This window comes from Actinomadura decatromicini (assembly GCF_008121305.1).
Classification (GTDB): Bacteria; Actinomycetota; Actinomycetes; order Streptosporangiales; family Streptosporangiaceae; genus Spirillospora; species Spirillospora syzygii.
This window is the reverse complement of record NZ_VSRQ01000007.1, coordinates 129537-155033: the sequence shown is the minus strand read 5'-3', so window position 1 is coordinate 155033 and position 25497 is coordinate 129537. Positions and strand designations below refer to the sequence as shown.

Here is a 25497-nt window from a genome sequence, read left to right as displayed (position 1 = left end):
CCGCCGTGACCGCCCCCGCGACCGACCTCGTGACCGCCCCCGCGACCGTCCACGTGACCGATTTCGTCGGGGCCGTCGCCGCCGCGCCGACCGCGCGGGAGCCGGACGCGCTGTCCGGGCCCCTGGCGGGCGTGCTGATCGGCGTCGCGCTCGCCCTGGTCGTGGCGATGGCGACCGCCGTGGTCCTGACCCGCGACCCCGCCCGGCAGGCGATCGTGCTGTCGGGGTACGGGCTGGTCCTCGGGCTGCTGTTCCTCATCCTCCAGGCGCCCGACGTCGCCATGTCCCAGCTCGCCGTCGGGACGGTCCTGGTGCCGCTCATCGTCGTCCTGGCCCTACACGCCGCCCGCCGCCACCGCGACGCCGCACGCGACGCCTCCCGGGAGAACGGCACCGCACCGACCGGGCAGGACGGTGAGGGAAGGGACGGCGGGCGGGAGCCGGGCGGCAGGGAGGCGCGGCGGTGACGGCGCGGGTCCGCCTCCTGCTGTTCGCCGCCGGCGCGGCGGGGTTCGCGGCGCTGTTCGCCGCCGCCGTCCGCGGACTGCCCGAGTTCGGCGGGCCCGTGCACCCCTACGCCGACCGCGCCGTGCACCAGGCCGTCCGGGAGGGCACCCCCAACGTCGTCGCGTCGGTCACCTTCGACCAGCGCGGCTTCGACACCCTCGGCGAGGAGCTGATCCTGCTCGCCGCCGCGATCGCCGCCGTGGTGGTCCTGCACGTCGTGCGGCGCGAGGAGGAGGACGACGGCGCCGCGCACCGGCACGGCCCGGCCGAGGTGTCGGACGCGCTGCGCATCGCCGGGACGCTCCTGCTGCCCGTCACCCTGGTCGCCGGGGTGTACATCGTCGCGCACGGGCACCAGTCCCCCGGCGGCGGGTTCCAGGGCGGTGTCGTCCTCGGCACCGCCGTCCACCTGCTCTACCTCGCCGGGGACTACCCCGCGCTGCAGCGGCTGCGGCCCCTCCCGGCGTTCGAGACCGCCGAGGCCGTCGCCGCCGCCCTGTTCACCGCGATCGTGCTGTACGCGGCCGGGTGGGCCGCCGCCGGGCGGGTGCCCGCCCTCAACGGAGCCGTCGGCGCCGAGGTCGGGTGCGCCCTGGTCCTGCTGCTCGCCAAGTTCTTCGAGCAGGCGCTCCTCGTCCGCGAACCCGCCCGGCCGACGAAGTGAGGGGGGCGAGGTGAACCTGCCGCACCTGCTGCCCTACCTGGCCGCCGGGTGGATCATGCTCGCCGGGCTGTACGGCATCGTCACCAGCCGCGACCTCGTCCACGCCGTGGTGTGCCTGCAGGTCACCCAGTCCGGCACGTACGTGCTGCTCCTGGCGATCGGGTACCGGTCGGGCGCGACCGCGCCGGTGTTCTCCGACCGCCCGCCGCCGCCCGCCGCGGGGCCCGTCACCGACCCGGTCGTGCAGGCCATGGCCCTCACCGACATCGTCGTCGGCGCCACCGTCACCGCGCTGCTGCTCGCGCTGGCCGTCCAGGTCGCCAAGCGGCGCGGCACCCTGGACCCCGCCGAGCTGCGGTCCCTCGAGTCGTGATCCTGCAGCTGACCGTCGCGCTGCCCGTCCTGGCCGCCGCGCTGCTCGCCGCCGCCGGACGGTGGCTGCCCCGCCTCGCCGTGGACGTCGCCGCGCTCGGCACCGCCGCCTCCGTCACCGCCCTGACCGCGCTCACCCTCGCCCGCTCCCCGCACCGCCCGCAGGTCACCTGGCTCGGCGGGTGGGGCCCCGGCACCGGCGTCGGGATCCCCCTGGCCGCCGACCCGCTCGCCGCCGGGACCGCCTGCACCGCCGCCGTCCTCACCCTCGCCGCGCTCGCGTTCTCCTGGCGGTACTTCACCGAGATCCAGGCCGCCTTCCACGCCATGGTCCTGCTGTTCCTGGCGTCGATGTGCGGGTTCGCCTACACCGGCGACCTGTTCAACGCCTTCGTGTTCTTCGAGCTGATGAGCGTCGTGGCGTTCGCGCTGACCGGCTACCGGTCGGAGGAGCCCAGCACCGTCCACGGCGCGCTGAACTTCGGGATCGTCCAGTCCATCGGCGCCTACCTCGCCCTCGCCGGGATCGCGCTGGTCTACGCCCGCACCGGCGAACTCGGCCTCGCCGCCGCCGGACGCCACCTCGCCGCCGCCGCGCCCGGCGGCGGGGCCGGTTCCGGGGACGCGCTGGTCACCGGCGCGTTCGTGCTCATCTGCACCGGCTACCTGGTCAAGGCCGCCGCCGTCCCGTTCCACTTCTGGCTCGCCGACGCGCACGCCGTCGCGCCCACCCCCGTCTGCGTCCTGTTCTCCGGGATCATGGTCGAGCTCGGCGTGTACGGGGTGGCGCGGACGTACTGGGCGGTGTTCGACGGGCTCGTCCCGCTCCGCGCGATCGCCGTCCTCGGCGCCGCCGCCGCGCTGCTCGGCGCCGTGATGAGCGTCCTGCAGCACCACGTCAAACGGCTGCTGGCCTACTCCACCATCGCCCACGTCGGGCTGCTGCTCGTCGGCGTCGCCGCCGCCACCCCCGGCGCGCTCGCCGGGACCGCCTACTCCCTCGCCGGGCACGCCGGGGTGAAGGGCGCGCTGTTCCTCGGCGCCGGGGCCCTGCTCAACCGGCACCGCACCGTCGACGTCCGCGACCTGCGCGGACGCGGCCGCGGCATGCCCGTCACCGGAGCCACCTTCCTCCTCGGCGGCCTGTTCCTGGCCGGGCTGCCCCCGGCGGGGACCTACGCCGGGCACTCCGTCACCGAGCACGCCGCCACGGAGATCGGCTGGTGGTGGTACACGCCGCTGTCGGTCGCGGCGTCCGCGCTGACCGCCGGAGCCGTGCTGCGCGTGTGGGCCCTGGTGTGGCGATCCGCCCCTTCCCGGCGGGACGGCCCGGAGGAGCGCGAGGACCCCGAGACCCGCGTCACGCTCGGCTCCCTGCCCTGGACGATGCTCGCCCCCGGCCTCGTCCTGCTCGCCGCCGGGCTCGCGACCGGGCTCATCCCCGGCGGGCCCGTCGCCGCCGCGGCCGAGGCGTTCACCGGACACGGCGCCTACGCCTCCCTCGTCCTGGACGGCCGCCTCACCCGCCCGCACCCCGTCCCCGCCGACCCGTGGACGGTGCCCGGTCTCGCCGGAGCCGCCGTCACCGTACTGCTGGCCGTGCTCATCGCCGCCGCCACCGTCCCCCACGCCGCCCCCGACAGAGGCGAGGGCAGGTGGGAGGGCAGGTCCGGGGGCAGGGGCGTCCGCCGCCGCGCCGCGCACGAGGCCGGGCGGGCCGTCGGGCGGGCCGCCGCCGCGGTCGCGGCCCGGCTGCACGCCCTGCACTCCGGGCACATCGGCGACTACGCCGCCTGGCTCACCGCGGGCGTCGCCGTCCTGGCCCTGCTCACCGCCCTCCGATGACCCCCGGGCCCCCGCCCGGCCGGGGGTCGCCGGAGGGCGGATCACACGCTCCAGAGGCGGCGCTTGCGGTAGGTCGGCTCCCACGTCACCCGGTTCAGGTCCCGAAACCGCTCGGGCAGCGACGTCAGGAACCGGGACCGCTCGATCGGCGCGATCCCGTCCACCACCCACGGGACGAACAGCGGCGTCCGCGCCTCGCACCGCCGTCCCGCCTCCGCCGCGAACGCCTCCCACTCGGCGGGCGGCAGCGCCGCCTCCGCCAGCGGCAGCGCGCTCGCCTCCACGTTCCGCAGCCGCGCCTCCAACGCCTTGCGCAGGTCCCGCACCGCCGCCGGAAGGTCCCCGCCGCCCGCCAGCGCCGCGTCCACCCCGTCGACCAGCGGATCGAGCCGCGCCCGCCCGGCCCGCAGGTCCGCCAGCACCGCCCGCTCGACCGGACGGCCCGCCACCGCCCGCTCCACCCGCGGCCACAGCTCCCGCTCCTCCAGGTCCAGATGCACCCGGAACAGCTCCTTGAAGTACTCCCAGCCCTCCCGCACATGCGCGGCGCCGCCCTTGCCCGCCGCCGCGGCCGCGGCGAGCCGGTCCAGGTCCCGCCGGAACGCCTCGTGCACGGCGCGCAGGATCATGTCGCAGGACACACCGACGCGCGGCCTGATCGCGAAAGCTCCCATATAAGGAAGAGCCCCCGGCGGGCCCCGGATGTGACGGTCGCGCAGGCGGAGAGACGCATCTCACACCCCGTCCTCACGCAGCGTCCCCAGCGGTCGACCCGCCGTGCTCGGGCCGTCAGCTAGGGGACGTCGAGGAGGTCGCGGGCCGCGCGGACGAACGCGCGGACGCGGGCGCTGTCCCCGCCCGCCCGCCACACCAGCCCCCACTCCACCGGCGGCGCCCCGTCCAGCGGGACGTACGCCACGTCCGGCCGCGCGTGGTACCGGCGGACGTGCGCGCCCACCGGCAGCACGCCCTCCCCCGCGCCGACCAGCGTCAGCGCCTCCTGCAACGTCCCCCCGCGCCGGGACGGCGGATCCAGCACCCGCACCCGCGCCAACTCCCCCACCGGCACCGACCCGCGCCGCGCGAACGGATGCCCCGCCGGAACGGCCAGCATCCGCGCCTCCCGCACCAGAACCGGCCCCACCTCTACTTCCGCGCCATCGGCGTCCGCCGGGAACTCCACCAGGCACACCTCGGCCTCGCCGTCGCGGAGCCACGCCGCGACCTCGCCCGGGCGCGCCTCGCGGAGCACCACCCGCAGGCCCGGCTCCCGCGACCGCGCCAGCCGCGCCGCGCCCGCCAGCAGCTGCCCGCCCGCCGCGCCGGTGAACGCGGCGCGCAGCGTGCCCGTCACGCCCCGCCCCTCCCGGACCGCACGGTCCACCGCCGCGCCGATCAGCGCCCACGCCGGGCCGACCTCGGCCGCCAGCCGCCGTCCCGCCGGGGTCAGGGCGACCCGCCGCGACGTCCGGTCGAACAGCCGCACCCCCACCCGCCGCTCCAAACCCCGGACCGTCTGGCTGACCCGCGACGTCGACACCCCGAGACGCTCCGCCGTCCGCCCGAAGTGCAGCTCCTCGGCCAGCACCACCAGCGCCTCGATCTCGTGCCGCTCCAGCACCGCCCCCCACCGCCCTCCACCCGGCGCCCGCCACGCCGCGCATGCCCGCCCATCGTTGAGCGGTGCTTCACGATCCTTGCACAGGACGGCGTTGATCACCCCGGTCGGGCGGCGGCACGCTTGGACCGTCCCAACACCCTCCGACCTGCACAGGGGAGCCCATGTACGTCACACGCGAGCGCGCCCTCGACCCCGGCGCCGACGCCGCCGCGCTGCGCGACCACACCGAGATCGTCGACGCGCTCTACCGGTTCGGCCTCGGCCAGGACCTCAAGGACCCCGCCCTGTTCGCGTCCTGCTTCGCCGCCCACGCCGAACTGGACTTCCGCCCGGCCGCCGCCGCGTGGGGCGCCGAGCCGCCCGTCATGACCGGACGCGACGCCATCGTCGCCACCATCCTCGGCGGGTTCGAGGGACGGGTCGACACCACCCACCAGGTCACCAACCCCCGCGTCGTCATCGACCCCGGCGGCGGGGACACGGCCGGGGACACGGCCGGGGACACGGCGCGGCTCACGGCGCTGGTGGAGGCGCAGCACCTGCTCACCGCCGACCGGTCCGTCCACGCGCTGCTGAAGAACCTCTACGACACCGAGCTCGCCCGCGACGGGCACCGGTGGGTCATCAGCCGCGTCGTCATCGACAACGTCTGGTACACCGGCGACCCCGCCGCCGTCTTCGCCTGACCCAGAGCGCGGGCGGCCGGCCCGGTCCCGGGGGCGCGGGTCACGCGGACGCGTCCAGCATCTCCAGGAAATGCGGGTTGTTCATGATCCCCAGGACGTTCCCGAACGGGTCGACGACCGCGGCCGTCACGAACCCCGAGTCGCCCTGTGCGGTGACCGGCTGGTACTCGGCGGCGCCCAGCGACAGCAGCCGCGCGAAGGTGCCCTCCAGGTCGTCCACGTGCCAGTACATGATCGCTCCGCCCGGGCCCGGCGTCCCGTCCCGGCCCGGCGCGGCGGGCGGCGGGCGGAACCGGCCGTCGATCAGGCCGAGCTCGTCCTGCCGGTCGCCGACGCGGAACTCGTAGTAGGCGGTCTTGCCGTCCGGTCCCGGGCGGGAGAAGTAGGGCTCCATCTCCAGGACCCGCGCGTACCAGTCCCTCGCCGCCTCCAGGTCGTCGGCCCAGAAGACGATGGTCGCGAAACCACGAAACATGACCTGCTCCCTCCACCGGATCGGGGCCCGTCCCCGGCCCGGTACCCCCGACGCTATGGGCCAATCAGGTCGGTGAACGTCCTCATGGGACGGCAGTATGGGGTTATGCGTGATCCGTCCGGGCGGCTGCTGCGGCTGCTGTCCCTGCTGCAGACCCCGCGGGAATGGCCCGGCCCCGAACTCGCCGAACGGCTCGGCGTCACGGTCCGGACCGTCCGCCGCGACGTCGACCGGCTCCGCGACCTCGGCTACCCCGTCCACGCCGCGCGCGGCAACACCGGCGGCTACCGCCTCACCGCGGGCGCCGCGATGCCGCCGCTGCTGCTGGACGACGAGGAGGCCGTCGCCATCGCGATCGGGCTGCGCACCGCCGCCGCGGGCGCGGTCGCCGGAGCCGAGGACGCCGCGCCCCGCGCCCTGGCCAAGCTGGAGCAGGTCCTGCCCGCCCGGCTGCGCCGCCGCGTCGCCGCCCTCACCGAGGCCGCCGTCGCGCTGCCGCCCCGCGACACCGGTCCCCCGCCCGCCGACCCCGAGGTCCTCGCCCTCCTCGCCGCCGCCTGCGTCACCCGCGAGAAGGTCCGCTTCACCTACACCGCCGCCCCCCGCCCGGGCGGCGGACCCGACACCGGGACGACCGCGGGAGCAGCCGGCGGGTCGGGCGGCGGGGGTGTGACGCGGCGGCTGGTGCAACCGCACCGGCTCGTCGCAGCGGGGCGCCGCTGGTACCTGGTCGCCTACGACGAGGACCGCGCCGCGTGGCGCACCTTCCGCGCCGACCGGATCGCCGGGCCGCGCGGCACCGGCGTCCGCGGCCCCGAACTCGTCCTGCCCGGCGGGGCCGACGCCGCGTCCTGGGCCATGGACGCCCTCGCCGGCGGATCGGGGACGATCACCGCGCGTGTCCTGCTGCACGTCCCCGCCGAGGAGGCCGCCCACCACGTCACCGCCTGGCAGGGCGTCCTGGAACCCGTCGACGACCGCACCTGCCTGCTGCACACCCGGTCGGACTCGCTGCACTTCCTCGCCTACCGCGTCACGATGCTGCCCGTCGACTACACCCTGCTCGACCCGCCCGAACTCGCCGGGCCGCTGTCCGACATCGCGCGCCGCGCCGCCGGCGCCCTCCGCGACCTCGCCTGACCCAGCCACGGCCGGGCCGTGACGGGGCAGGGCGGAACGAGGGTCAGGTGACGGAGGTGTCGCCGAGGGACTCCAGCAGGGTGCGCAGCGCGTCCGCCAGCCGCTCCCGGCCGTCGGGGTCCAGCGCGGCCAGCAGCCGCTCCTCGTTGGCGACGTGCGGGCCGACCACGGCGTCCACCGTCTCCAGGCCCTGGGGGGTCAGCCGGATCCGCACCGACCGCCGGTCCCCGGTGTCGCGGACCCGCTCGACCAGCCCCCGCGCCTCCAACCGGTCGATCCGGTTGGTGATCGCGCCCGAGGTGACCATCGCCGTCCTCAGCAGCGCGCCCGCCGTCAGCTCGTAGGGGGCGCCGGACCGGCGCAGCGTCGCCAGCACGTCGAACTCCCAGCTCTCCAGCCCGTGCGCGGCGAAGAACCGGCGCAGCTCCCGGCCGAGCAGCAGCTGCGCCCGCGAGATCCGGCCGATCACGCCCATCGGAGACACGTCCAGGTCGGGACGCTCCCGCCCCCACTGCGCGAGGATCGCGTCCACCGCGTCGGTCATCCGCCCTCCAACCGTCCACAATCTCAACGTTGAGATTATCAATCGGAGGCTGCGCCCGTCCCCGAGACCACGCGGGCGCCCCGCGCGCCGCGGGGCCCGTGCTGGCCGCGGGGGCGCAGGCCCGACCACACCAGGGCCGTGCCGAGCAGCGTCACCGCCACGATCACCCCGAGCGCGAACCGCAGGCCGGACGGACCCGCGCCCCACGCCGCCGCGACCGACCCCATCACCGGCACCCCGACCGTCAGCGCCACCTGCTGCGTCATCGACGTCAGGCCGGTCGCCAGGCCCTGCTCGCCGTCCGGCAGCCCCGACGTCGCGGTCACCGTGAACGCCACGATCGCGGTCACGTGCCCGTAGAACCCGACGAACAGCGCCGGGACCACGACGAGCAGGAACGCGCGGTCCCCGCCGAGGAACACCAGCGGCACCGTCGCCAGCGCCTGCACCGACATCCCCACGGCCAGCACCGTCCGGGTCCCGAACCGGCCGATCACCCGCCCGGCGGCCACCCCCGCCGCCACCGACGCCAGGCCCGGCACCCCGAAGACCAGGCCCGTGCCCAGCGGCGACAGCCCGAGGACGTCCTGCAGGTACAGGGTCATCAGGAAGATCATCGCGGGTTCCATCGCGAAGACCAGCAGCCCCGCGCAGTTCCCCCACCGCACCGACGCCCGCCGCAGCACCCGCACCGGCACCAGCGGCGCCGCCGCCCGCGTCTCCACCACCCACGCCGCGCCCAGCAGCACCACACCGGCCGCGCCCACCAGGACGCTGCGCTCCACCACCGCGTACACGACGGCGAGCAGCCCGCCGGTCACCGTCACCGCGCCCGGCACGTCCAGCCGCACCCGCCCCGGCGCCCTGCTCTCCCCGATCACGAACGGGACCGCCAGCAGGATCGCCGCCGCGACCGGCACGTTCACGAAGAACGCCGCCCGCCAGCTCAGCAGCCCCACCAGCGTCCCCCCGGCCAGCGCGCCCACCGTGAACCCGCCCGACAGCAGCGCCCCGTTCAGGCCGAGCGCCCGCTCCCGCGCCCCGCCCTCGGCGAACGTCGTCGTCAGCAGCGACAGCGTCGCCGGGATCGTCATCGCCGTCGCCAGCCCCTGCAGCGCCCGCGCCGCCAGCAGCGTCCCCGGCCCGGCGGCCAGCCCGCCGAGCAGCGACGCCCCCGTCAGCAGCACCAGCCCCGCCACGAACAGCCTCCGCCGCCCGAACAGGTCGCCCAGCCTGCCGAACAGCAGCGTGAACCCGGCCGCGGGCAGCGCGTACGCGGAGGTGATCCACGGCAGGCCCGTCACCCCGAGGCCGACGCCCGCGCCGACCTCCGGCAGCGCCACGTTCAGGATCGAGAAATCGACCGACAGCATGAACCCCGCACCGAGCAGGACGAACAGCACCAGCCGATCCCTGGCGCCGAAGCGCGCCCCGCCGCGCCGTTCCCCCGCCCCGGCCCCCGCCGTCGCGTCACTCGTGTCGATGGTCACCGTGCTTCTCCTTCTTCTCAGTGGACCCTTCGACCCACCGACGAAGCACACGCCCCCGATATCGACATCGGTCCCACACCAATTCACGCGAACATCCCCGCACACGCGAAGGCGCCGGGCCCGGCGCCCTTCCTGAGGCCCGGCCCGGCGCCTGGTGCGCGCCGCTGGAGGGCCCTCAGCCGGTCGCGGGGCCGAGGTCGTCGGAGCGGCCCGCCTCCAGCCGCGACCACTGGAAGGTCGGACGCCCCCGCGAGCGCATCCGCCCGCCGTCGACCGACCGGTCCCGCGGCCACCCGGTGGGCGAGTCCTCCCACGACTCCTGCCGCCCGTAGGCGGTCAGGTCCAGCAGGGCGAAACTGGTGTCCATCGCCTCCACGCCGCGGCCGTTCGTCCAGTACGTCTCGAACACGCGGCCGCCGTCGCGCAGGTAGCACACCAAGTGGAACATGTCGGGCCGCCGCCCCGCCAGCAGCGACGCCGCCGAGTCCCGCACCGAGTACCACGGCACATCCCAGCCCATGAAGTCCCGGTACCGGACGCTCTCCTCGTAGGGGCCCTCGCAGAACGTCGCGTAGGTGACGCCGCTCGCGTGCAGGTGCGACAGCTCGCGGACCTGCCCGTTGAAGAACGTGCAGCCCTCGCACTGCGCCTCGGCGGGCGCCCCCGCGTGCCACATGTGGTAATAGGCGATCAGCTGGCGGCGTCCCTCGAACGCGTCCAGAAGCGTGACCTCGCCGTCCGGGCCGGTCAGCGGCGTCGCCGCGGCGACCTCGACCATCGGCAGGCGGCGGCGCGCCGCGGCGATCGCGTCGCCCTCGCGGGTGTGCGCCTTCTCCCGGACGCGCAGCGCGTCCAGCTCGGCCTGCCACACGGCCCGGTCGACGACGGGCGGCATCGGCGCGGCCGCCGCGCCGGTGTCCTTGGCGGTGTCCTTGGCGGTGTTGGTGCGGGTGCTCATGGGCGGTGCCCCTCTCCTCCGGTTGGGACGTTCACCCCACCGACGAAGAGCGCCCGGGCCGGATCGACATCCCCGCCCGCCGATTTTGTCCGGTCAGTCCGGGCGCAGGTCGCGGAGGCGGGCGGCGAGGTAGCGGCGCTCGGCCTCGGTCGGCGCCAGCCGCAGCGCCTCCTCGTAGGCGGCGCGGGCCTCGCCGGGACGGCCGCCCCGGCGCAGCAGGTCGGCGCGGGTCGCGGGCAGCAGGTGGTAGCCGTCCAGCCGGCCCGACGCCGTCAGCTCCTCCACCAGCGCCAGCCCGGCCGGGACGCCGTCGGCCATCGCGACCGCCACCGCCCGGTTCAGCTCCACCACCGGGGACGGCGCCAGCCGCGCCAGCTCCCCGTACAGCGCGGCGATCTGCGGCCAGTCCGTGCGCGCCGCGTCGGGCGCGGTGGCGTGGCAGGCCGCGATCGCGGCCTGCACCTGGTAGGGGCCGGTGCGGCGCAGCGCCAGCGCCCGGTCGAGTTCGGCGACGCCCTCGGCGATCAGCGCCCCGTCCCACCGGGACCGGTCCTGGTCCTCCAGCGGCACTAGGACGCCGCCGTCGGTGCGCGTCGCGCGCCGCGCCCCGTGCAGCAGCATCAGCGCCAGCAGCCCGCGCGGCTCGGGCTCGCGCGGCATCAGCCCGACCAGCACCCGCGCCAGCCGCACCGCCTCGCCCGCCAGCCCCCGCCGCCCGTCCCGCTCGTCGTAGCCCTCGTTGAAGATCAGGTACAGCACCGCCAGGACCGCGGCGAGCCGCTCCGGCAGCCGCTCGGCGGGCGGCACCCGGTACGGGACGCCCGCCTCCCGGATCTTGCGCTTGGCCCGGACGAGCCGCTGCGCCATCGCCGGCTCGGCCGTCAGGAACGCCTTGGCGATCTCGGCGGTGCTCAGCCCGGCCAGCGTCCGCAGGGTCAGCGCGACCCGCGCCGGGAACGGCAGCGCCGGATGGCAGCACGTGAAGATCAGCCGGAGCCGCTCGTCGGGGATGTCGCCGTCCCCGGACGGATCCCCTGGCGAGGCCGCGGGATGCTCGGCGAGACGCCGCAGCTTCGCCGCGCCCGCGGCGTCCCGGCGGAGCCGGTCGAGCGCGCGGTTGCGGGCCGCCGTCGTCAGCCACGCGCCCGGACGGCGCGGCACCCCGTCGCGGGCCCAGGCGGTCAGCGCGGCGGCGAAGGCGTCCTGCGCGCAGTCCTCGGCCAGGTCCCAGTCGCCCGTCATCGCGATCAGCGTCGCGACGACCTGCCCCCACTCGTCCCGGTAGGCCGCGTCGACCGCCGCCCGCACCTCCTCCTCATCGGGCGCGGGCACGGCGGGCGGGGTCATTCCCAGAGGGGACGGATCTCGACGCCGCCCCAGCGCGCGTAGGGGTGGCCGGACGCGATCTCGATCGCCTCGTCCAGGTCGGCGCAGTCGATGAGGACGACCCCGCCGACGAAGTCCTTGGTCTCGGCGAACGGACCGTCCGAGACCAGGGTCTCGCCGTCGCGGACCCGGACCGACGTCGCGTCCACCACCGGCCGCAGCCGCGTCCCCAGGACCAGCGCGCCGCGCCGCTCCAGGTCGGCCCGCCACGCCTGATGCTCGGGATCGGCGTCCAACTCCTCGTTGCTGGGCGAGAAGCTCTCGTCGTCGCAGATCAGCAGCGCGTACCTCATACAACCGATTCTGCCGGACACCCACTCCCGCCGCCCGCCCACCACCCTTTCCGTCCCAGCAACCTTGCCCCTTCTGCGCAGCCGGGCCCGCCGCCTCGATCGTTGCGAGGACGCGACACGGGCACTACGAAGCCTTCGGCCGTGATCTGATCCGGTGTCCGGGCAGCACCGCGGTGTCATGCTGCTCAGGTGACCAGTCGGTGATCCGGGTGCGCGGCCAACGCCAGCTCATGGCAGCGCCGCAGCGTGTCCTGACCGAGTCGCTGCTCATGCGGTTCCAGCCGCAGCACCGCCCTCCATCTGCCAACAAACGGCTCTCCAGGGGCTTTCGCCAGCACGGTCGCCTGAATCTGCTCCACACTCGCATTCGTCGCGACCCGAGCAAGCAACCTGGCCCCGACTCCCTTTCGCCGCACCGACGGTGTCACGTACAGGCGAAGGAACCCCGCCGCGGCGGGGCAGCAGCCAGCCCGATGGGCGGGCGCTGGCCGTCGGCGACCGATTCGGCGCGGCGCGAAAGGCGATAGGCCCGGTCTCAAGCTCAGCCGGCCACCTCACGCCTCCAGGCCACTGCACCGAAGCCGTGGGGGGGACATCCAGAGCTGATCGGCAGGTTGTGCAGGGCTATGTGGGTTGGGGGGCGATCGAGGCAGCGAGTTCGTAGGCGGGTGAGCGGTCCAGGGAGTCGCGGGCCCGGTCGTAGCGGCGGGTGGTGCGAGGGTCGGCGTGTCCGGCGAAGTCCTGGACGACGTGCAGAGGCTTGCCGTCACTGAGGGCGATGGTGATCGCCGTGTGCCGGAAGGTGTGCGGGGAAATGGCGTGGGTGACACCGGTGGCACGGGCGATCCGGTTGACCAGTTTCCATGCGTACGGCTGGCCGAGCGCCCGCCCGGTGCGGGTGACGAACAGCAACCCGCTCTCAGGGTGCCCACGCTCGGCGAGGTAGCGGTCAAGCGCATGCAACGCCGCAGGCGGAACCGCGAACCTCTTCTTCATCCCGCCCTTCACCGTCAAGTCGATGACCTGGTGGCCGCGGTCCTGCCCGAGGTGCTCGATGCGGGCCGACAGCAGCGACCCGATCCGCCCGGCGGTGGCGAACATCAACCACAGCAATGCGTGGGTGCGGGCGGTCTCGTGTTCGGCGGCGTGCGCCAGCACCGCCGTCACCTGCGCGCGGGACAGCCCGCGCGTAGCCGAGGCGGCGCTGTCCAGCCGGGGCCGTTCGGCACCGTCGAAGGGATTGGCCGCCGCCCCCTGCTCACGAATCAGATAGGTGTACCAGGACGACACGGCCGCGACCCGCCGACCGATGGTGGACCGGGCCAGTCCGGAGGCCACCAGCTCGGCCATGTACAAGTCGGCCGCGGCCGTCGGCGGGTCGGCGACGTCCACGCCCACCGCTGCACACCAGGCAGCCCACCAGCCGACATCACGGACATACGCCGCCCGGGTGTGGTCGGACTCGCGCCGCCCCGACACAAGCCACACCGCGGTAGCCCGCAGCCCCTTCTCAGACAGCCGCGCGGCCCGGAGAAGACTCGCCAGCTCCCCCGGGGTCCGTGCAGGCGGCGTCCCCCGCACGCGCATCGCCGCCGGACGGGCACCCTCGACACTGGCCGCGCCCGGCACAAGACCCAGCCCAGGACTCGCAACCGAGGTCACAACAGCCCTCCCTCAAATGCCGTCGAACGCGCCGTCCGCGCCGCTCCCCCACGTAGCTGCCAGAGCGCGTCGCCTTCCTCCGCATTCTGGCGTACCACCCGCCCCCATCGCCCCTGAGCCACGCAGACCCGGAGCGCTGCACGCCCGCACCCGGACGGGACGCCCGCGCGGCGCAAACGCGTTGAGACGGGCGCGCCGTGCGCGGAGCTGCGGTAGGCGGTCCCCGCGATCGCGGCGCGCTCACCGAGCGCGCCCTCACAGCTCAAAGGCGCCTGGCGACCGCCATCGAGACGCGACAGTCGTCCCGCCGCGACTGAGTGAATGATAAGAGTCATTCTCATGTACTCACACTTTCTTCAGAGATTAAGAAGCGGTGGTCACATAACTTGTTTCGTATTTCGCGAAACTATCTCTGCTAGGCTGCTGGCTCATGATCGATAGGCCCGACTCCGCTTCCGGCGGTGATGCCGCTGCACCGGCAGCCAGCGCAGCGCCAGAACCCACCTCGGCCGCCGGCCCCTCCGGCCAAGCCTCTGGAGAAGCAACGGAGCAAACCCCCGGCGCCGCCCCCGCGCACGAGCCGTCCACCGATGCCCGCCCCACAGGCGCACTCGCACAACCAGCTGTTGAAGGAGGCGCCACAGGAACGGCCATCGGGACGGTCGGAGCGGAGTCGGCCGAGAGGGTGCCGAATGGGGAGGCGCCGGAGGAGGAAGCAGCGGATCGTGAGGCGCCCCACGGGCGCTGTCAGGTGTGCCGGGAGCCGCTCCCCGCGCCACCGCGTCGGCATGACGGCAAATACAAAGGCGGTCGCCGCCGCTTGTACTGCCCACCGCCCCGGGACTGCAAGGAACGGGCCCAGGCGCAGCGTGAGTCCCGCCTCGCCGAGGCGATCAGCGATCCGCTCCGGCTGGTGGTCACGGTCGCCGACGAGGCCGTGCCGGCCATGACCGACCTACGCGACACCCTGACCAGGGCCATCGATGCCCTAAGCGTGATCAAGGAGGCGAGCAGCGCCGAGGTCGCCGCGGCCAAGGCCGAAGTCGCTTCCGCTCAGGACGCGGCCGCCACCGCGCAGCACGAAGCCGAGCAGGCCACCGAACGCGCCGCCCTCGCCGCCGCCGCGCAAGAACGCGAACGGCAGGCCCGCCAGGATGCCGAGCGGGCAGCCGAGCAAGTCCGGAAGGAGGCCGCCCAGGTCGAACGGCACGCCGCCGACACCGTCACCGCACACGAACAGGCACGCATCCAAGCAGAGCGCGCCGCCGCCCTGGCCAAGCGGGCCGAGGAATCACTGGCCGGGCAACTCCAGGACGCCCTCGCCCGGCTCCAAGACCAGACCGCTGCGCGGGAGCGGGCACAGCAGGAACTGACCGATTGCCGCACCGAACTCGCCGCCGCGCAGGCCACCGCCCGCACCTCGCAAGCGGCCGCCGAGGCCGGTCACGCCAGAGCCGACCAGGCCGTCCAGCGCGCCAACGAGGCCGAACGCGCCGCCGCCCGCGCCATCGCACTCACTGACAAGGCCGAGCAAACCGCCGCCGCCCTCCGGCTGGAGAGCGCCGCCGCCCGCGCCGACGCCGACAAAGCACGCCTGGACGCACACGCCCTCACCACCACGGTGCAGTCTCTCGAACGTGACCGAGACGCTGCCCGCGCCGACGCCGACCGGCAGCGCGAACGCGCCGTCCAGGCCGAGCTTCAAGCCCAGCGAGCCCTAGCCGAACTCGCCCAACGTGACGAGGTCGATCCTAGGCGCTCCCTCCCCCCTGAGACCCCCGCCCCGAATCAGGGGCAGGGGCAATGAAGTTCACCGCCAGCGGCCTCTAAACGACCCCTCACGTGGCTCTTGTGGGCTGCGCCGTACAGGCCCGGTGGGCGGCCGCCGACGAGGAGCTGGTCCACCACGATGGCGCCGGGCCCAGTCCCGCCTCCGGGGATCTGTCGCGTCACGATCTGGACGGCGAACATCTGGTCGGAGAATTCGTCGCGCTCACCGGACATTCCGTACCGCCTTCGGTCTACGGATGGCTGGGAGCGACGCCCACAACCCAACGCAGATCCGAACGCGGAGGAAAAGCCTCGGCTGCCCGGTCGACGCCCGATGACTGTCCGGAAGGCGGCCGAAACCCTAGGTGAAGATCAGCGGAATCCGGCGGCGGCGACAGACCGCCCGGCGCGGTCCGCGGGGCCGCCGCCTTCGGCCCGGCCACCATGGCCGGGCCGAAGGCGGCGGAGTACTGGAACGGAACCCGCTCCGACGCCGTTATGGCGCCTTGCCGGCGGTCGGGACGACCGCGGTCCGCAGGATGGCGGTCACGACCACCGCCCGCTCGTCGTAGCGCTTCCCGGTGGCGTCGTCGGTGAAGTGGACGACGGAGCTGTCCCGCGTCCCGAGGAGCCGGTAGGTGCGGCGGTCGAGGATCAGCGTGAGCCGCGACTCCGGCGAGCGGACCGCGCCGAGGTCGATCCCGACGCCGTGGCGTCCGGCCGCGTCGACGACGTCGCGGTCGAGCGTCACTCCGGACAGTCCGGCCAGCGCGCGGTAGGCGGCGCTGCGGACGCCGGGCGGGAGGTTCGGCTGCTGCAGCCAGTCGCTGAGGAACCCCTTGACCTCCGTGGGGGTGGCCTTCGTCGTGTGACCGTCGTCCCGACTGCCGGACGGGTGGCGAGGCGCAGGAGCCGCGCGGGGTCGGTCGGGAGGGCGTCGAGGGCCTTCTGGGGCGTGAACGGGAGTCCCGCGTACAACCCCGGCCGGAACAGGCCGTTCGGGGCCCCGACCTTCAGCACCTGCTCGGCGTACAGGAACATGCCGGGCGGGAGCCTCAGGGCGGGGCTCTTGGCGGAGACCAGCGCCGCCCGGTTTAGGAAGTCCGCCGCCTCCGACCGCGGCCGCGCGTCCTCGCCGTCGGACTGGACGATCACCACGCCCGCGGCGGCGGCCGCCAGCACCAGTCCCCCGGCCAGCGCCGTCCGCCGTCCGAACATAGGACGACGAACCCGTGCGTGAATCGGGCCCGGCTCGGCGATGCCCGCGATGAGCCGAGCCCGGCCCTCGGCCAGCCGGTCGGCGGACGGCTCGCCCACCTCCGCGCGGACGCCGTTCACCACGTCGAGGTCGTTCATCGGGATTCTCCTTCGGCAGCGGTCGTCAGAGGATTGCGGTCGCCGAGGGCGGCCCGCAGCTTGCGCCGGGCCCGGTTCAGCCGGGAGCGGACCGTCCCGACCGGGGCGTCGAGCGCCTCGGCCGCCTGCTCGTAGGACAGGTCGGCCCACGTCACCAGCAGCAGCGCCTCCCGGTCCTTGGCCGACAGGCGCGCCAGGGCGGCGGTCGCCGTCACCCGCACGTCGACCTGGTCGGCGTGCGAGCGGACGGACGGGTCGCCGCCCATCCGCGCCATCGCCCGGTACACGCGGACCTCCGTGCGGCGGTGCCGGGCGATGAGGTTCCCCGCGATCCCGTACAGCCAGGGCAGCGCCTCGGCCCGCGAGCCGTCGAAGGCTCCGCGCCGCTGGAAGGCGATGAGGAAGGTCTCGGCGACGAGGTCGTCGGCGTGGCCGTCGCCAAGCCGCCGGGGGACGTAGCGGTGCAGCCGTGGCGCGTGCCGGTCGTACAGCAGCGCGAACGCCTCCGGCTCCCGCGCCGACCGCCCGATCACCTCCCTGTCGCTGTCGGCGGAGATTCGAGCGGGTGCGTTCACGGCCGGCTCCGATCGTGTTCCATCCGGACACCCCTTTTCGCCGCACGCCCCGAAAAGGTTCGCCCGCACCCGCGGGGTCGCGCTCAGGTCCAGGGGTCGAGGAACACCCTGCCGAGCGGACGGTCCTCGACGACGCGCCGCTGGGCCTCGGCGGCCTTGCTCCAAGGGGTAGACCCGGTCGGTCGCGGGCTCGATGTAGCCGATGCTGACGAGGACTCCGCCGTGCCGCAGCCTGCCGAGGGCGGGGCCGGTGAGGGCGCCGCCGAGGACGTCGAGGACGACGTCCGCTCCCGCGCCGCCGGTCAGCCGCGCGACCCCGTCGCCGAGCATCTCCCGCTCCAGGTCGATGACCGCGAGGTTCCCGGCGGGCGGGACGGCGGCGAGGCGGTCGGCGCCGCGGACGGTGGAGATCACCCGCGTGGCCCCGAGGATCGGCGCGACCTAGGCGGCGGCGTGGGCGAGCCGGATCGTCACGCCGCCGGCGTCGGGGTCCGGGTGCGGCAGTTCGTCGATCCGCAGGACGTCGCGTCCGCCGAACTCGTGGACGCGCACGGCGCGCATCAGGCCAGCCGCTGCGCGTTGAGCCAGACGGTGCCGGGGTTGAGCCGGTCGGGGTAGCGGCGGGTCATCTCGTCGAAGAACGTCCGCGCCGCGGGCTTGCCGTCGAGCACCCGGCGGGCGGTGCGCAGGTATTCGGCGGTCTCGTCGAGGATGCGCGGATCGTCGGCGCGGGCCGCGTCCTTGTGCCCGGCGACCACGGCCTCCGGGCGGAGGGCGCGCACCGTGTCGATGGCGCGGAGCCAGGCGTCGATGCCGCCGTCGAGCCCGCCGTCGGCGAGGTACTGGTGGACGTTGTTGTAGGCGACGTCGCCCGCGACGACCAGTCCGAGCGCGGGGACGTGCAGCACCGTGGAGTCGTCGCAGTCGCTGTGCCCGACCTCGACCGCGTGCAGCGGGTGGCCCTCCAGGGTGAGGCCGTCGGCCGGGAGCACTTCGCCGGGCACATCGATGTCGGGAAGCTGTCCGGGGAACAGGCCGTCCCAGAACGCCTTACGCCGCCCGGCCGCCGAGGCGCGCATGAGCCGGAGGGTGCCCTCGGTGGCGTGGACCCGCGCCCCGGGGAAGCGTTCGGCCAGCGGTGCCGCGCCGAACCAGTGATCGCCGTGGCCGTGGGTGATGTAGATGTGGGCCAGCCGCTTTCCGGAGCGTTCCACCCAGTCGCCGACCCGGCGGATCTGCTCGACCGTGAACGGCGGGTCGACCAGGACCGCGTCCGCGTCGCCGGAGATGAGGGTGGTCGACAGCGGCGACCACATCTGCGGCGCACCGGTCGGCAGGGTGCCGGTGGTGGGGATCGGCTCGGACACGAACACCTCGTACGACAGCGCCGCCGTACTCGACTCGGGCATGGCCTGACTCCTCAAACGATCATCTTGTATCCCTAAGATGGAAGGTATCTTAAAGATAGAAACTCCGGAGAGTGGATCATGTCACACCGCCGATTGGACGTCGAGGACCTCCGGCCGTACTGCCCGTACTACGCCGCGGCGATGGACATGATCGGCCGCCGCTGGGCCGCGACCGTGCTGCGCGCCCTGCTCGGCGGCGCGACCCGGTTCAGCGACATCGCGGAGGCCGTTCCGGACATGACCCACAAGCTGCTCTCGCAGCGGTTGAAGGACCTCGAAGCCGACGGCCTCGTCCAACGCGACGTGCGGCCCACCACCCCGGTGCGGATCGAGTACCGGCTGACCGAGAAGGGCGCCGCGCTCGGCAAGGTCCTGCTCGACCTCAACCGGTGGGCCCTGGAGTGGATCGAACTCCCGACCGACCCCTGACGCCGCCGCGAACTGGGCCCGTACAGGCCGGGAGGCTGCACGAGGGGCTGCTCCCGATGGCCGCGCGGCCCTGCCGTGACGGACGCGGGCCGGGTGCGGGCCAGTGCGGGCTGGTGCGGGCATGGTTCGAGTCGCGGCGGAACGTTTCGGGGGCAGCGTGGGGGGCATGACCGCTCCCGCCTCCCCGCCCCGCGCCCGGCAGGCCGGGCGCGCGCCCCGGCGCGGTGCGGCGCTGGCCGTGCTGTGCGCCGGGATGTTCCTGGTCCTGCTGGACGTGACGGTCGTCAACGTCGCGCTCCCCGGCATCAGGCGGGCGCTCGGCACGAGCCTGCCCGCGCTGCAGGGCGTCGTGGACGGGTACGCCGTCGCGATCGCCGGGCTGCTGCTCGGCGGCGGCGCGCTCGGCGACCGGATCGGGCACCGCCGCATCACGCTGCTCGGTCTCGCGCTGTTCGGGGCCGGGTCCCTGGCCTGCGGCGCGGCGCCCGGCGCGGGGCCGCTGATCGCGGCGCGGGCGGTGCAGGGCGCGGGCGCCGCGCTGCTCCTGCCCGGCGGCCTCGCGCTGATCACCGCCCTGTATCCGGGGCGGGCCGAGCAGGCGCGCGCGCTCGGGGTGTGGGCGGGGGTGTCGTCGACGGCGCTGCCCGCCGGGCCGCTGCTCGGCGGGGTCCTGGTCGACTCGGCGGGGTGGCGGTGGGTCTTCCTGCTGAACGTCCCGATCGTGGTGGCGGCGGCCGGCGTGCGGGCCCTGGTCCGCGACCCGGCCGCCGCCGCCCCGCGCGCGGACGTGCCGCTGGACCGCGCCGGGACGCTCCTCGCCCCGCTGGTCCTCGGCGGCCTGGTGTGGACGGTCATCGCCGCGGGCCACGGCCACCGCGCCACCGCAGGAGTCGCGGCCGGGGCGACCGCCGCGGCCGCTGTAGGGTTCGCGGTCGCCGAGCGGCGCGCCGCCGCGCCGATGCTGCCCGGCGGGCCGCTGCGCGCCCCGGCGTTCCTCGGCGCCGCCGCCATCGCGCTGATCATGAACCTGGTGACCAACGGGATCCTGTTCGTCGCGACGCTGGAGCTGCAGCAGGCCGGGCACCGGTCCGCGTTCACGGCGGGCGCGATGCTGCTGCCGATGGCGGTGCCGCTGGCGTTGCTCGCCCCGGTCGGCGGACGCCTCACCGCCCGGTACGGCACCCGCCTCCCGCTCGGCGCGGGCGCCGCGATCGCCGCCGCCGGATGCCTGTCGCTGCTGGGCGCGGGCGGCGACGGCGGCTACGGGCCGCTGCTGCCGGCGCTGCTCGCCGTCGGGATCGGCGACGGCCTGATCGTCACCGCCGTGGTCGCCGCGTCGATGCGCGCCGTCCCGCCCGCGCACGCCGGGCTCGCCGGAGGCTTCAACAACACCGCCCGTCAGGTCGGGACGGCGCTCGGCGTCGCGGTGTTCGGGGCGGTCGCCGGGCCCGCGTCGCTTCCCGGGGAGTTCGCGTCCGGGCTGCACGCGCTCGCGTGGGCGAGCGTCGCGCTGTGGGTGGCGGCGCTCGCGCTGACCCGCGCCGTCCCCAACCGCTGAACCGGCCCGCCCCGGGGGCCGTCCGGGCGGGAAAACCGGTTGGCGGGGGCGGCGGCGGTCCCTTACAACGGTCGGCATGCTCCGCAAGTACCCCCGGACCCGGCACATCGAGGGGTCCCGGCTCCAGCCCGGCGACCACGACCTCGTGGCCGCGCCGTTCGCGGACGTCGCCGGGCGGTACCTGGTCGTGGAGGAGAAGCTCGACGGCGCCAACGCCGGGATCAGCTTCACCCCGGCCGGGGAGCTGCGGCTGCAGAGCCGAGGGCACTACCTGACCGGCGGGCCCCGCGAGCGGCAGTTCGGGCCGTTGAAGGCGTGGGCGGCGTCCGTCCAGCACGTGCTGCGGGAACGGCTCGGCGACCGGTACGTGCTGTACGGGGAGTGGCTGTACGCCAAGCACACCGTCTTCTATGACGCGCTCCCCCACTACTTCTGCGAGTTCGACGTGCTGGATCTGTCGGACGGGACGTTCCTGTCGACGGCGGCGCGGCGTGACCTGCTGGCCGGGACGCCCGTGGTGTCGGTGCCGGTCCTGCACGAGGGGCCGCTGCCGGACCTGGCGGCGCTGACCGCGCTCGCCGGGCCGTCGACGTGCCGGACCCCGCGGTGGCGGGACGCCCTGCGCGCCGCCGCGGTAGCGGGCGGCGCCGACCCCGACCGCGCCGCCGCCGAGTCCGACGCGGCGGAGGAGATGGAGGGCCTCTACATCAAGGTGGAGGAGGGCGGCAGAACCGTCGACCGGTACAAGTGGGTCCGGCCGACCTTCCTCACGGCGATCCTGGACGCGGGGACGCACTGGCTGGACCGTCCGCTCGTCGCCAACGGCCTCGCCGACCCGGAGGTGCTGTATGCGGATGTTCGATGAGCTGTGCCCGGAGCCGCCGGGCTGGGCCCTGGACTGGGACCGGGTCCGCGACGCGTTCGGCTGGGTCCGGGACCTGGCGGGCGTCCCGCAGGACGCGGTGTTCCACGGCGAGGGCGACGTCGAGACCCACACCCGGATGGCGTGCGAGGCGCTCGCGGCGATGCCGGAGTGGAGGTCCCGTCCGCGCGGCGAGCGGACGCGGCTGTTCGCGGCCGTGCTGATGCACGACGTCGCCAAGCCGCACTGCACCGCCCTGGACGACGGCGGCCGGATCACCGCGCGCGGCCACTCGCGGCGCGGCGACCTGATGGCGCGGCGGATCCTGTGGGAGCTCGGCGCGCCGGTGGAGTGGCGCGAGCACGTCGCCGCGCTGATCCGCCACCACCAGGTGCCGTTCTGGGCGCTGGAGCGCCCCGACCTGCAGCGGATCGCTTTCCGCGTCAGTCTTCTCGCCCGAAACAGCGACCTGGTGCTGCTGGCGTCGGCCGACATCCTCGGCCGCGTGTGCCCCGACTCGGCCGAGCTGCTGGACAACGTCGCGCTGTACGGGGAGTACTGCGCGGAGGAGGGCTGCCTGGACGGGCCGCGCGCGTTCCCGTCCGACCACGCCCGGTTCTGGTACTTCCGCAAGCCCGGCCGCGACCCCGGCTACGCCGCCTACGACGACACGCGGCTGACCGCGACGGTCCTGTCGGGGCTGCCGGGCGTCGGGAAGGACCACTGGATCGCGGCGCATCGCCCGGACGTCCCGGTCGTCAGCCTGGACCGGCTGCGCGCCGAGCTCGGCGTGTCCCCGGCCGGGGACCAGCGGGCGGTCGCGGCGGCGGCGCACGAGCAGGCCCGCGGGCACCTGCGCGCCGGGCGGTCGTTCGTGTGGAACGCCACGAACGTGTCGCGGTCGCAGCGCGAGGCGTGCGCGGGGCTGATCGCCGGGTACCGGGGGCGGGTGGAGGTGGTGGCGCTGGAGGCGCCGCCGGAGGTGGTCCGCGACCGGAACCGGGGGCGGCCCTCGCCCGTCCCGGACGCGGTGGTCGACCGGCTCGTCCGCCGCTGGGAGACCCCCGACCCGACCGAGGCGCACCGCGTCCGCTGGCTCACCACCGTGTGACCCCGTCCGGCCGCCTTCCCGGCGGGCGGGGACGTTTAGCCGTCCAGCAGGGGGAACGGGTTTCGGCGACCTTCTTTGAGCGAGCGTCGCGACGAGCACGTGAGGGGGCCGGAGGCGATGAGCATCGTGCGGCCGACATACGACGGCGAGACCGAGTCCGGAACGACGGCAGGGGCCGGGTCCGGGATGCTGGGCGCGCACCGGCACGACCGGGGCGGCGCCCCCGAGTTCGACGGCGCCCGCCCCGGTCGGGACGGGCGCCGCGAGGCCGGGACGGGTGAGCTGGTCAAGCAGGCGGCGCAGCAGGTCTCGGAGCTGATGCGCGCCGAGATGCGGCTGGCGGCGGCCGAGTTGAAGGACAAGGCCCGGCACGCCGGGACCGGCGCGGGCCTGCTCGGCGGCGCCGCGCTCGTCGCCCTGTACGGGGTGGCGGTGCTGCTGGCGGCGGCGGTCGCCGCGATCGCGGTGGCGCTGCCGGTGTGGGCGGCGGCGCTGATCATCGGCGGGTTCCTGATGCTGGTCGCGGCCGTCCTCGCGGTCCTCGGCCGGGCCCAGGCCAGGCGCGCCACGCCGCCGAAGCCGGAACAGGCGATGGGCGAGGCCAAGCAGACGATGGCCGAGCTCAAGGAGAGGGCGACGCACCGATGACCATGCAGGGCAAGCACGGCGCGGACGCCGGTACGGCGGAGCTGCGCGAGGACGTCGACCGCGCCCGCCACGACCTCGGTGAGACGGTGGAGCTGCTCGCCGCCAAGGCCGATGTGAAGGCCCTGGCCAGGGAGAAGGCGGAGCAGGCCCGCGAACGCGCGGCCGACGCCGCCGCCCGGGCCAGGGACATCGCCGCCGGACAGGGCGGCAAGTGGGCCGGGCTGGGGGCCGCCGGGGTGGGCGCCGCCGCGCTCGGCGCGGTGTGGTTCCGCAAGCGCCGCTCGACCGGCGGAGGCGGAGGCCGCGCCGTCACGATGCCGGACCGGCTGCGCGGCTCCGGCCGCCCCGGCCCGGGCCTGCGCGCCCGCGCGCGGCGGACGACCGGACGGCGCGCCTGGCAGGCCATGCGCACGCCCGCCTGGGTGCCCGCGTGGATGCCCTCCGCGATCAGCTCCCGGATGCGCGGCAAGCCGCCCGGCGGGATACGCGGCCGGATCCCCGCCGGTGTCCGCTCCCGGATGCCCGCGAAGACGCCCGCCGGGACGCCGGGACGGCGCGGACGCCGTCGTTCGTTCCTCTGAGCGGGAGGCCGGTCATGGGCGCCACCCCCGCGAAGGGCGCACCCGATACGCCGCTGGACCTGCCCGCAGGGTCGTGGTGGCAGGCGGTGAAACGCGCGTTCGCCGCCTACCAGCGCGACAACCTGTCGGACTGGGCCGCGGCGCTCACCTACTACTCCGTCCTGTCGATCTTCCCGGCGATGCTGGTGGTGGTGTCGCTGGTCGGGCTCGCCGGACGGTCGGTCACCGCGGACCTCATCGACAGCGCGGGGAAGATCGCGCCAGGGTCGGTGAAGCAGGTGCTGGTCAGCTCGATCGACCAGCTCCAGGGCAACCGCGCCGGGGCGGGCCTGGTAGCGCTGATCGGGCTGGGCGCGGCGATCTGGTCGGCGTCGGGGTATGTCGGGGCGTTCATGCGCGCCGCCAACGTCGTCTACGACGTCCCGGAGAAGCGGCCGTTCTGGAAGACCGTCCCGCTCCGGGTGGCGCTGACGCTGGTGTCGCTGGTGCTGCTGTCGGCGTCGGTGATCGCTGTGGTGGTGTCGGGTCCGCTGGCGCGCGAGGCGGGCGACCTGCTCGGGCTGGGCTCCCAGGCCGTCACCGCGTGGAACATCGCCAAGTGGCCGGTGCTGCTGCTGATCGTGGCGTTCCTGTTCTCGCTGCTGTACTGGGCGGCGCCGAGCACCAGGCACCGCTTCCGGTGGGTGACGCCCGGCGGGATCCTGGCGATCCTGCTGTGGCTGGCGGCGTCGGGGCTGTTCGCGCTGTACGTGTCGGGGTTCTCGTCCTACAACAAGACCTACGGCAGCCTGGCCGGGATCATCGTGTTCCTGATCTGGCTGTGGATCACGAACCTGGCGATCCTGCTCGGCGCGGAGCTGAACGCCGAGCTCGAGGACCGCGCGGCAGAGCGCGGCGGGACGGCTCCCGCCGGCGACCGAAACACCACGATTCCCGGCGATCACGGGTCGCACAAGGCCGATCACCGTGAATAGGATCGTCGCATGCTCCGTCCGGACTACCCGATCGAGACCGAGCGGCTGACCCTGCGGCCGTTCCGCGAGAGCGACCTCGACGACCTGTACGCCTACCAGTCGCTGCCCGAGGTGGCGCGGTTCCTGTACTGGGAGCCCCGTGACCGGGAGGAGTCGCGCACGTTCCTGAAGCAGAAGATGAGCGCGTCCACGGTGGAGAAGGAGGGCGACTGGCTCGTCCTCGCGGCGGTGTGGCGCGAGACCGGCGACCTGGTCGGCGAGGTCAACCTGCAGTGGCGCAGCAGGGAGCACCGGCAGGGCGAGATCGGCTACATCTTCAACCCGGCCTTCCACGGCCGGGGGTTCGCGACCGAGGCGGCCGAGGTGGTGCTGCGGCTCGGGTTCGAGGGCCTGGACCTGCACCGCGTGTGCGGGCGGCTGGACGGCCGCAACAGCGCGTCCGCGCGGGTGCTGGAGCGGCTCGGGATGCGCCGGGAGGCGCACCTGGTGCAGAACGAGATGGTCAAGGGCGAGTGGTCCGACGAGGTCGTGTACGCGATGCTGCGGCACGAGTGGGACGCCCGCGACCGCACCTCCTGAGA

At 74.9% G+C, this 25497-nt stretch carries 28 protein-coding genes; 15 read left to right on the top strand and 13 right to left on the bottom strand.

Annotated elements, in window-relative coordinates; genetic code table 11:
* Positions 1-5: 5 nt before the first annotated feature.
* From FXF68_RS44170 to FXF68_RS30310, 4 genes are read left to right on the top strand one after another with little or no spacing between them, the layout of a single operon-like run.
* A complete protein-coding gene (locus FXF68_RS44170; protein ID WP_246179029.1) occupies positions 6-467 on the top strand; it encodes a DUF4040 domain-containing protein in 462 nt (153 codons plus the stop codon).
* Positions 464-1171, top strand: coding sequence for an MnhB domain-containing protein (locus FXF68_RS30320; RefSeq protein ID WP_148765218.1), 708 nt, complete (start codon positions 464-466; stop codon positions 1169-1171). Before FXF68_RS44170 ends, FXF68_RS30320 begins: the two co-directional genes overlap by 4 nt.
* A 10-nt stretch (positions 1172-1181) precedes the next feature.
* The gene (locus FXF68_RS30315; protein WP_246179028.1) at positions 1182-1544 is read left to right on the top strand and encodes a sodium:proton antiporter; all 363 of its coding nucleotides are present in this window, start codon (positions 1182-1184) and stop codon (positions 1542-1544) included.
* Positions 1541-3388: a complex I subunit 5 family protein gene (locus tag FXF68_RS30310; RefSeq protein WP_222870151.1), complete on the top strand. Its 1848-nt coding sequence runs from the start codon at positions 1541-1543 to the stop codon at positions 3386-3388. Before FXF68_RS30315 ends, FXF68_RS30310 begins: the two co-directional genes overlap by 4 nt.
* Before the next feature lie 41 nt (positions 3389-3429).
* Here the strand turns inward: FXF68_RS30310 and FXF68_RS30305 are convergent, their stop codons facing one another.
* Together FXF68_RS30305 and FXF68_RS30300 are read right to left on the bottom strand one after the other, a co-directional pair.
* Positions 3430-4062, bottom strand: a complete 633-nt coding sequence (locus FXF68_RS30305) for a hemerythrin domain-containing protein (protein WP_148765216.1) — start codon at positions 4060-4062, stop codon at positions 3430-3432.
* 119 nt (positions 4063-4181) lie between these two features.
* Positions 4182-5009: a LysR family transcriptional regulator gene (locus FXF68_RS30300; protein ID WP_148765214.1), complete on the bottom strand. Its 828-nt coding sequence runs from the start codon at positions 5007-5009 to the stop codon at positions 4182-4184.
* Positions 5010-5170: 161 nt separating this feature from the next.
* Here FXF68_RS30300 and FXF68_RS30295 point away from each other — a divergent pair, with 161 nt between their 5' ends.
* The gene (locus FXF68_RS30295) at positions 5171-5695 is read left to right on the top strand and encodes a nuclear transport factor 2 family protein (RefSeq protein WP_148765211.1); all 525 of its coding nucleotides are present in this window, start codon (positions 5171-5173) and stop codon (positions 5693-5695) included.
* A 40-nt stretch (positions 5696-5735) separates the two neighbouring features.
* On the opposite strand, the gene FXF68_RS30290 is transcribed toward FXF68_RS30295, so the two are convergent.
* Positions 5736-6170 (bottom strand): VOC family protein, encoded by a 435-nt coding sequence (locus FXF68_RS30290; protein WP_148765209.1) that lies wholly within the window; start codon positions 6168-6170, stop codon positions 5736-5738.
* A gap of 105 nt (positions 6171-6275) precedes the next feature.
* On the opposite strand from FXF68_RS30290, the gene FXF68_RS30285 reads away from it, so the two are divergent.
* Entirely contained in the window at positions 6276-7310 is a 1035-nt protein-coding gene (locus FXF68_RS30285; protein ID WP_148765206.1) for a helix-turn-helix transcriptional regulator, read from the top strand.
* A gap of 43 nt (positions 7311-7353) precedes the next feature.
* Here FXF68_RS30285 and FXF68_RS30280 read toward each other — a convergent pair whose 3' ends face one another.
* The 6 genes from FXF68_RS30280 to FXF68_RS30255 all read right to left on the bottom strand — a co-directional run bounded on the left by FXF68_RS30280 (position 7354) and on the right by FXF68_RS30255 (position 13568).
* Positions 7354-7854, bottom strand: a complete 501-nt coding sequence (locus FXF68_RS30280) for a MarR family winged helix-turn-helix transcriptional regulator (protein WP_148765203.1) — start codon at positions 7852-7854, stop codon at positions 7354-7356.
* 38 nt (positions 7855-7892) lie between these two features.
* A complete protein-coding gene (locus FXF68_RS30275) occupies positions 7893-9344 on the bottom strand; it encodes an MFS transporter (RefSeq protein WP_246179027.1) in 1452 nt (483 codons plus the stop codon).
* Between the two features lie 175 nt (positions 9345-9519).
* A complete protein-coding gene (locus FXF68_RS30270; RefSeq protein WP_148765201.1) occupies positions 9520-10302 on the bottom strand; it encodes a DUF899 family protein in 783 nt (260 codons plus the stop codon).
* Positions 10303-10395: 93 nt separating this feature from the next.
* On the bottom strand, positions 10396-11649 hold the full coding sequence (locus FXF68_RS30265; protein ID WP_148765198.1) for an RNA polymerase sigma factor: 1254 nt from the start codon (positions 11647-11649) through the stop codon (positions 10396-10398).
* Positions 11646-11981, bottom strand: a complete 336-nt coding sequence (locus FXF68_RS30260; RefSeq protein ID WP_148765195.1) for a YciI family protein — start codon at positions 11979-11981, stop codon at positions 11646-11648. The genes FXF68_RS30265 and FXF68_RS30260 overlap by 4 nt, the downstream gene beginning before the upstream one ends.
* 624 nt (positions 11982-12605) lie before the next feature.
* Positions 12606-13568 (bottom strand): tyrosine-type recombinase/integrase, encoded by a 963-nt coding sequence (locus tag FXF68_RS30255; RefSeq protein ID WP_246179075.1) that lies wholly within the window; start codon positions 13566-13568, stop codon positions 12606-12608.
* 895 nt (positions 13569-14463) lie between these two features.
* Between FXF68_RS30255 and FXF68_RS30250 the strand changes: the two genes are divergently transcribed.
* Positions 14464-15450 carry a coiled-coil domain-containing protein gene (locus FXF68_RS30250; protein ID WP_148765190.1) on the top strand — a complete coding sequence of 329 codons (987 nt, stop codon included), beginning with the start codon at positions 14464-14466 and terminating at the stop codon, positions 15448-15450.
* Between the two features lie 459 nt (positions 15451-15909).
* Here FXF68_RS30250 and FXF68_RS30245 read toward each other — a convergent pair whose 3' ends face one another.
* The 4 genes from FXF68_RS30245 to FXF68_RS30230 all read right to left on the bottom strand — a co-directional run bounded on the left by FXF68_RS30245 (position 15910) and on the right by FXF68_RS30230 (position 18753).
* A complete protein-coding gene (locus FXF68_RS30245; RefSeq protein WP_148765187.1) occupies positions 15910-16164 on the bottom strand; it encodes a hypothetical protein in 255 nt (84 codons plus the stop codon).
* Positions 16161-16769: a hypothetical protein gene (locus FXF68_RS30240; protein ID WP_148765185.1), complete on the bottom strand. Its 609-nt coding sequence runs from the start codon at positions 16767-16769 to the stop codon at positions 16161-16163. Before FXF68_RS30240 ends, FXF68_RS30245 begins: the two co-directional genes overlap by 4 nt.
* Positions 16766-17776, bottom strand: coding sequence for a sigma-70 family RNA polymerase sigma factor (locus FXF68_RS44670; protein WP_342787206.1), 1011 nt, complete (start codon positions 17774-17776; stop codon positions 16766-16768). Before FXF68_RS44670 ends, FXF68_RS30240 begins: the two co-directional genes overlap by 4 nt.
* Positions 17777-17904: 128 nt before the next feature.
* Positions 17905-18753, bottom strand: a complete 849-nt coding sequence (locus tag FXF68_RS30230) for an MBL fold metallo-hydrolase (RefSeq protein ID WP_148765179.1) — start codon at positions 18751-18753, stop codon at positions 17905-17907.
* A gap of 78 nt (positions 18754-18831) precedes the next feature.
* Between FXF68_RS30230 and FXF68_RS30225 the strand changes: the two genes are divergently transcribed.
* The 8 genes from FXF68_RS30225 (at position 18832) to FXF68_RS30190 (ending at position 25495) form a co-directional block, all read left to right on the top strand.
* Positions 18832-19182, top strand: a complete 351-nt coding sequence (locus FXF68_RS30225) for a winged helix-turn-helix transcriptional regulator (protein ID WP_148765177.1) — start codon at positions 18832-18834, stop codon at positions 19180-19182.
* 166 nt (positions 19183-19348) lie between these two features.
* Positions 19349-20740 (top strand): MFS transporter, encoded by a 1392-nt coding sequence (locus tag FXF68_RS30220; RefSeq protein WP_246179026.1) that lies wholly within the window; start codon positions 19349-19351, stop codon positions 20738-20740.
* Positions 20741-20816: 76 nt separating this feature from the next.
* Complete coding sequence (locus FXF68_RS30215) at positions 20817-21605, top strand: RNA ligase family protein (protein WP_148765175.1); 789 nt, start codon at positions 20817-20819, stop codon at positions 21603-21605.
* A complete protein-coding gene (locus tag FXF68_RS30210) occupies positions 21589-22713 on the top strand; it encodes an AAA family ATPase (protein ID WP_148765173.1) in 1125 nt (374 codons plus the stop codon). The genes FXF68_RS30215 and FXF68_RS30210 overlap by 17 nt, the downstream gene beginning before the upstream one ends.
* 117 nt (positions 22714-22830) lie before the next feature.
* Positions 22831-23361: a phage holin family protein gene (locus FXF68_RS30205; RefSeq protein ID WP_246179025.1), complete on the top strand. Its 531-nt coding sequence runs from the start codon at positions 22831-22833 to the stop codon at positions 23359-23361.
* Positions 23358-23942 carry a DUF3618 domain-containing protein gene (locus FXF68_RS43245; RefSeq protein WP_148765171.1) on the top strand — a complete coding sequence of 195 codons (585 nt, stop codon included), beginning with the start codon at positions 23358-23360 and terminating at the stop codon, positions 23940-23942. The genes FXF68_RS30205 and FXF68_RS43245 overlap by 4 nt, the downstream gene beginning before the upstream one ends.
* A gap of 14 nt (positions 23943-23956) precedes the next feature.
* On the top strand, positions 23957-24916 hold the full coding sequence (locus tag FXF68_RS30195) for a YihY/virulence factor BrkB family protein (protein ID WP_148765169.1): 960 nt from the start codon (positions 23957-23959) through the stop codon (positions 24914-24916).
* A 9-nt stretch (positions 24917-24925) separates the two neighbouring features.
* A complete protein-coding gene (locus tag FXF68_RS30190) occupies positions 24926-25495 on the top strand; it encodes a GNAT family N-acetyltransferase (protein WP_148765166.1) in 570 nt (189 codons plus the stop codon).
* Positions 25496-25497 lie beyond the last annotated feature (2 nt).